We start from the raw sequence: 6,447 nt of genomic DNA on the forward strand, positions 1-6,447 counted from the left end.
CGGCAACTCAGGCAATCACGAACATGGGTTCGTCGAATTCCACCGGCTGGCCGTTCTCGACCAGGATCGCCTGCACGGTGCCGGCCACGTCGGCCTCGATCTGGTTGAACATCTTCATCGCCTCGATGATGCCCAGCGTCTCGCCGGCCTTGACCTGCTGGCCGACCTTGGCGAAAGCCGGAGTGCCCGGCGTAGCCGACGCGTAGAACGTGCCGACCATCGGCGCCTTCACCACGTGGCCGGCCGGTAGCGCGTCGGCGGCGGGCGCTTCAGCAGCCACGGCTACCGGTGCGACAGCGACCGGCGCGGGTGCGGCGGCCACGGCCACCGGTGCAGCAGCGACCGGCGCGGTGTTCTTGGGCACGCGCGACAGGCGGACGACTTCTTCGCCCTCCTTGATCTCCAGTTCGGCGAGGTTGGATTCCTCGAGCAGGTCGATCAGTTTCTTGATTTTGCGCAAATCCATCGGATGAGCCTTTGTCAGTCATGCCACCATCAGGGTGGCCGGAAGGGGATAGGGTTGGCCAAGTGGCCACGTTGGTTCTATTCAGCGCCGGGTGCGGGCGCCTGTAACCGGTGGATTGCCGCTTCCAGTGCCAGCCGGTAGCTGTCACCGCCGAAGCCGCAGATCACGCCGATCGCGATATCCGACAGGTACGAGTGATGGCGGAACGGCTCGCGCGCAAACACGTTGGAAAGATGCACTTCGATGAAGGGGATCGCCACCGAAGCCAGTGCATCACGCAAGGCAATGCTGGTGTGGGTGAAGGCGCCGGCGTTGAGCAGGATCAAGGCGGTCTGGTCGTCGCGGCCCTGATGGATGCGACCGATCAGCTCATGCTCGGCGTTGGACTGGTACCAGGCCAGCTCGTGCCCAGCCTCTTGCGCACGAGCGGCGAGACGCTGGTTGATGTCGGCCAGCGTCTCGTGGCCGTAGATCTGCGGCTCACGTGCACCCAGCAAATTGAGATTGGGTCCATGCAAGACCAGGATCTTCGCCACAAAACCGTCCAGCTTGCGTCCGGACAACCCGGAACCTGCCGCAGTGTGCGCGCAGTCGCGAATGTTGTCCAGTTCACCGCAGATCGACGATGTTTGACGGAGAAGGGCGGGATTCCGTGCGTAAGCGTATGTCGACCGTGGTTCAGGGCCGGTCCGGCGTCGACGCCAGCCACTGTTCCAGTTGCGGGGTGGACATGGCACCGGTATGGGTTGCCAAAATGCGTCCATCAGCGTCTATAAGCACGCTATATGGCAACATTTCATGCATATCGCCCAACTGCAGCGAGGTGCTGGGTGAGGCCAGCTGACCCAGTAAAATCGGGTAACTCACTGGATGCGCGGCCAAAAATGAGCGAACACGATCGGGCTCATCCATTGCAATTCCGACGACGATCGCCCCTTTTTCGCCGAACTTTGTCTGTGCCCGATTCAGCGCCGGCATCTCTTCCAGGCACGGGCTGCACCAGCTGGCCCAGAAATTCAGCAGCAGGCGGTGGCCGTGGTAGTCAGTCAGTGAATGCGTTTTGCCATCGAGATCGGGCAAGCTGAAAGCAGGCAGTGGCTGGCCGAGGAGCGCCTGGTTTGCTGTGGGGGCAGCTTGCTGGTTTCGATGTTGCGCGTAGCCACCGATGGCGGCTACCAGCACGGCCAGTCCAAGGATTAGCCAGTTGCTTCGATCCATCATCAGCGGACCGCTTCCGTCAGTGCCTGCTCGACCATCGAGGAAGTCAGCACCGTCGACAACTGCATGCCGGGGGCGCCATGTTTGGGAAACACCACGTAGAGCGGTACGCCGGGCGAGTGGTACTGCTGCAGGAAGGCGCTGATGGTCGGGTTGACATCGGTCCAGTCACCTTTCATGTAAACCGCGCCGGTGCGCTGGAGCAGGTCATGGAACGCCTGGGTGTCGAGCACGGTGTGCTCGTTGGCCTTGCAGGTGACGCACCAGTCGGCGGTCATGTCGACGAATACCGGTGTACCCGCGGCGCGCAGTTCGGCCAGTTTTTCCGGGCTGTAAGCGACAACGCCGTCCTCGCTCGCGGCAACCCTGGACGGCGCTGGCACGTGGGCGAGCAGATACATCGGGACCAGGGTGGCCAGCGCGAGTAGTGCGACCAGTACACGACTGATCGCGCCACGCGAACGGCTGCGTTCGAACCACCACAGCGTCATCGCCAGCAGCACCATTGCGACCAGCACCAGACCTACTGCATCGGCGCCACGCTGCTCGGCCAGAACCCACACCAGCCATACGGCAGTCAGGTACATCGGGAACGCCAACACCTGCTTCAGCGTTTCCATCCAGCGCCCCGGCCGCGGCAGCAATCGCGCCAGCGCGGGCACGAAACCGATGAGCAGGAACGGCAGCGCCAGTCCGATACCCAGTGCCAGGAACACCAGCAGCGCCGCCAGCATCGGTGCGGCGAACGCATACGCCAGTGCGCTGCCCATGAACGGTGCGGTGCAGGGGCTGGCCACCACCACCGCCAGCACGCCGGTGAAGAAGTCGCCGGCTGGGCCGGAACGTGCGGCGAGGTGGGCGCCGGTATTACCCAGCGAGGCACCGAACTGCACCACGCCGGACATCGACAGTCCGACCGCCAGCATCACCAGCGCCAGTACGCCGACCACGAGAGGTTGTTGCAGCTGGGTACCCCAACCCAAGGCATGGCCGGCCGAGCGCAAGGCGAGAATGCCCAGGCCAAGCGCGGCAAAACTGACCAGCACGCCGGCGGTATAGAACAGGGCGTGTCGACGCGCAGTGGCACGGTTCTCGCCGCTCTCGAGCACGCTGACGGCCTTGATCGACAACACGGGCAGCACGCACGGCATCAGGTTCAGCACCAGTCCGCCGCCGAGCGCGAGCAGCAGCGCGACGATCAGGCTGATCGGCTGCGCGCTTTCGCCAGCATTGGCTGGCGGCAATTCCGGTGCCGTCGCCGTGGCCTTGCCGGAGGCGGCGACACCGCTACCGAGATCGACGCTTACCGCGCGCGTCATCAGCGGATAGCACAAGCCGCCGTCCTGGCAACCCTGGAAGCTGGCCTCAAGCGTAAGTTGCTTGCGCCCGGCGAGATCGCCGTCGACAGCCACTGGCAATTCGACCTGATCGAAGTACACGGTGACATCGCCGTAATGTGCGTCGTGATGCGCGGTGCCAGCCGGCCACGTCGGCGTGAGGCTGAGTCCGCCGGCATCCTTGAGCTTCAGCGAGGTCTGGTCGCGATACAGGTAATAGCCCTTCGGCATCGTCCAGCGCAGCAGCAGTTGATGCGGGTTCTGCGCCAGCGCTTCGAAGCGGAATGCCTGTTCGGCTGGCAGCGGCGCGCTATCCATACCGACGGTTACGCCACTTGAGTGGCTGCCCAGCTGTCCGAGTGCTGCGCTCAGTGGATTGTTGCCGGCAGGTGCGCCGGTGCTGCCGAGGCTGGTCGGCAACGGCAGATCCAATTGTTCGGTATGCGGCGGGTAGCAGATCTTCGGATCGACCTCGTGGCAGCCCTGATAGCGCACACTCAACTTCAATCGCGTGGTGCCGGCAGCCACGCTGTACGGCAGCGTGGCATCGATGCTGTGGTGATAGGTCTCCACGTCGCCGAGGTATTCGTCGTGATGCTTCTCGCCGTCCGGTAGCTGTGCTTCGCCCAGCGTCACACCATCACCGGCCTTGAAATTCATGCGGCCGCGGTAGAGGTAATAGTCCGGCGCGATCGTCCAGTGCAGCTTCAGCACGCCCGGTGTGGCGGCGTCAGCCGTCAGCTTGTACGCCTCGGTGACCGGCAGCAGGTCGGCAGTGTCTTGCGCAAGAACGGCCTGCGCACCTGCTAACAGGGCGAGCAGGAGCAACAACAGCGCGGCCCGGTGGCCGTGGAAAATCGAGCGCATTGCAACTCCGCGTTCTGGATCGTGTTTCGACGTGAAAGCGGATTATGGCCCAGCTTTGGATCGGCGCCTGGATATGCGGCATTACAGCCTGTTTACGATCAGGCCTTTTCGACCTGATCGAGAGGAACGGCGACATTCGCCCCGAAACGCAGCATGCCGGTGGTCAGCGCCACGCCGAGCAGGATCACCACGCAGCCGCCGGCCATGGCGACGGTGACGCGCTCGCCAAGGAACAACGCACCCCACAGCACGCCGAATACCGGAATCAGGTACAGCACGGCCATCGCTCGGGTCGAGCCGATGCGCGCCATCAGCCGATAGAACAGCACGTAGGCGAGCGAGGTGCAGGCCGCGGCAAGGCCGAACATGGCGAACCAGGCTTGCGCAGTCGGCGCTTTCGCCGGCCATAGCCAGACGGTGAAAGGCAGCAGCAGGAGCGCTGCGGCGAACTGGCTGCCGATCGCCACGGTCATCGGTGTCACCACCTTCAGGCGGCGATGGCTGTAATGGGCACCGAAGGTGTAGCAGAGATTGGCGCCGACACAGGCGGCCATCGCCCAGCCGACCGAGCTGCCGCCATGACCGAGACCCAGGCTGCCGCCGATCAGCCACACTACCCCGGCCAAACCGATCAGCAAGCCGCTGGCCCGTGCAAGGTCGAGCCTTTCGCCCAGCCACAGCCAACCGGAGGCCGCCACCAGCAACGGCGCGATCGCGTCGAAGATGGCCGAGAGGCCGGCCGGCAGGCTCTGCGCGGCGTAGGAGAACAGGATGAACGGCAACGCCGAGTTGGCGATGCCGACGATGAGCACCGATCGCCAGTGCGTGCGCAGCTCGGCCACGCGCTCACGCGAGTTCAGCAAGGGGATGGAGCAGATGGCCGCGCCAATGGCGCGCATGCCAGCCAGCGCCATGCCGCCAAACTGGTTGGCACCCATGCGCATGAACAGGAACGAGGCGCCCCACAAGGCGCCAAGCAGCAACAGGGCGGCGGCGTCGGACTTTTTCATGGCATCGGTTTGTAATGTGGCGGAGAACACAGGCTAATTCCGGGCACTGACAGGATCTGTCAGCAGTCTTGCCCAGACGCCTGCTTCACGCATGGGTCGCCAAGCGCGGAGGGGCACCGCGTCAGTCGCCGACGGCTTGCCGTACCCAGTCCAGATAAACGGTGTGACCGAAGTTCACCGGTACGGCGATCAGCTCCGGCAGTTCGTAGGGGTGCAGTTGCAGCAGGCGGGCTTTCAGCGCGTCGAAGCGCGCGGCGGTGGTCTTGACCAACAGCAATTCCTCGCTGTCGGTAGTTACCGTGCCTTGCCAGCGGTAGGTGGAGCTGATCCCGGGCAAGCGGCTGACGCAGGCGGCCAGCCGTTCGTCGATCAGTGCAGTGGCGATCGCCTGCGCGCTGGCGGCATCGGGGCAGCTGCAGTAACAGAGCAGAACCATGTCGGGAGTGGTTGAGGCTGTCATGGTTGAAGCCTAAGCTGGATCGGGTCGCCCTGTCCGGTGTGATTGTCAGGAGGAGATTTCCCGGACTCCCCTTGAAACCCGTCCCCGCTTACCCAATTAGCTGTTCATCCTCGATCCAAAGTTCTTGCAGCGGCGTTCCATACCCGTAAAATTGGCACTCATTTACCGCGAGTGCTAACAAGACTGCCGATCCGGGTCCTGAAAGCCTTGTCCCATCTCAATAGTCAGCTGGAGTTGTCCATGAGCACACTGCGTCCGTTGCACGACCGCGTCATCGTCAAGCGCCTGGAAGAGGAGCGCGTCTCCGCCGGCGGCATCGTCATCCCCGATAGCGCCACCGAGAAACCCACCCGCGGCAAAGTTGTCGCCGCCGGCACCGGCCTGATCATGACCGACGGCAAGGTGCGCCCGATGTCGTTGAAGGCAGGCGACACCGTGTTGTTCGGCAAGTACGCCGGCCAGGAAATCAAGATCGACGGCGAAGATCTGGTGTTCCTGAAGGAAGACGACATCGTGGCTGTGATCGAAGGCTGAGCAGCCGGGAATCGGCAATGGGGAATCGGGAATCGCAAGAGCGCAAGCCGCGCCGCGTAACCGACCCCAGCCGCCCGATCTCCGCTTTCTGCTTTCAACGATTCCCAAATCCCTATTCCCGATTTCCAGAGGTTCAAGAAAATGGCAGCTAAAGAAGTACGTTTCGGCGAAGACGCCCGCGCTCGCATGCTGAAAGGCGTGAACACCCTGGCCAACGCGGTCAAGGTCACCCTCGGCCCGAAGGGCCGCAACGTCGTGCTCGAGAAGAGCTTCGGCGCCCCGACGATCACCAAGGACGGCGTGTCCGTCGCGAAGGAGATCGAGCTGGCCGACCGTTACGAGAACCTCGGCGCGCAGATCGTCAAGGAAGCCGCTTCCAAGACCTCCGACGTCGCCGGTGACGGCACCACCACCGCGACCGTGCTGGCCCAGGCATTCATCCAGGAAGGCCTCAAGGCTGTTGCCGCCGGCATCAACCCGATGGACCTGAAGCGCGGCATCGACAAGGCCGTCGCGGCTGCCGTCGGTGAGCTGAAGAAGCTGTCCAACCCGACG

At 63.7% G+C, this 6,447-nt stretch carries 8 protein-coding genes; 2 read left to right on the forward strand and 6 right to left on the reverse strand.

Going from position 1 to position 6,447, the window contains the following annotated elements:
- Nucleotides 1-7: 7 nt before the first annotated feature.
- From accB to cutA, 6 genes are all read right to left on the reverse strand, one after another.
- Nucleotides 8-466, reverse strand: coding sequence for an acetyl-CoA carboxylase biotin carboxyl carrier protein (accB, locus tag GSQ75_RS18845; RefSeq protein ID WP_158756418.1), 459 nt, complete (start codon nt 464-466; stop codon nt 8-10).
- Between the two features lie 77 nt (nt 467-543).
- Nucleotides 544-1,002 carry a type II 3-dehydroquinate dehydratase gene (aroQ, locus tag GSQ75_RS18850; RefSeq protein WP_158756447.1) on the reverse strand — a complete coding sequence of 153 codons (459 nt, stop codon included), beginning with the start codon at nt 1,000-1,002 and terminating at the stop codon, nt 544-546.
- A 142-nt stretch (nt 1,003-1,144) separates the two neighbouring features.
- A complete protein-coding gene (locus GSQ75_RS18855; RefSeq protein ID WP_158756419.1) occupies nt 1,145-1,687 on the reverse strand; it encodes a TlpA disulfide reductase family protein in 543 nt (180 codons plus the stop codon).
- Nucleotides 1,687-3,888, reverse strand: a complete 2,202-nt coding sequence (locus GSQ75_RS18860) for a protein-disulfide reductase DsbD (protein ID WP_158756420.1) — start codon at nt 3,886-3,888, stop codon at nt 1,687-1,689. Before GSQ75_RS18860 ends, GSQ75_RS18855 begins: the two co-directional genes overlap by 1 nt.
- 98 nt (nt 3,889-3,986) lie before the next feature.
- Nucleotides 3,987-4,898, reverse strand: coding sequence for a DMT family transporter (locus GSQ75_RS18865; RefSeq protein ID WP_158756421.1), 912 nt, complete (start codon nt 4,896-4,898; stop codon nt 3,987-3,989).
- 121 nt (nt 4,899-5,019) lie between these two features.
- Nucleotides 5,020-5,358, reverse strand: coding sequence for a divalent-cation tolerance protein CutA (gene cutA, locus GSQ75_RS18870; protein ID WP_158756422.1), 339 nt, complete (start codon nt 5,356-5,358; stop codon nt 5,020-5,022).
- 240 nt (nt 5,359-5,598) lie between these two features.
- Between cutA and GSQ75_RS18875 the strand changes: the two genes are divergently transcribed.
- Together GSQ75_RS18875 and GSQ75_RS19270 are read left to right on the forward strand one after the other, a co-directional pair.
- Entirely contained in the window at nt 5,599-5,892 is a 294-nt protein-coding gene (locus GSQ75_RS18875) for a co-chaperone GroES (protein ID WP_158756423.1), read from the forward strand.
- Between the two features lie 141 nt (nt 5,893-6,033).
- A partial coding sequence (locus GSQ75_RS19270) for a TCP-1/cpn60 chaperonin family protein (protein WP_305791091.1) occupies nt 6,034-6,447 on the forward strand: 414 nt, incomplete at its 3' end.

The organism is Dyella sp. S184 (genome assembly GCF_009766065.1).
GTDB lineage: Bacteria > Pseudomonadota > Gammaproteobacteria > Xanthomonadales > Rhodanobacteraceae > Rhodanobacter.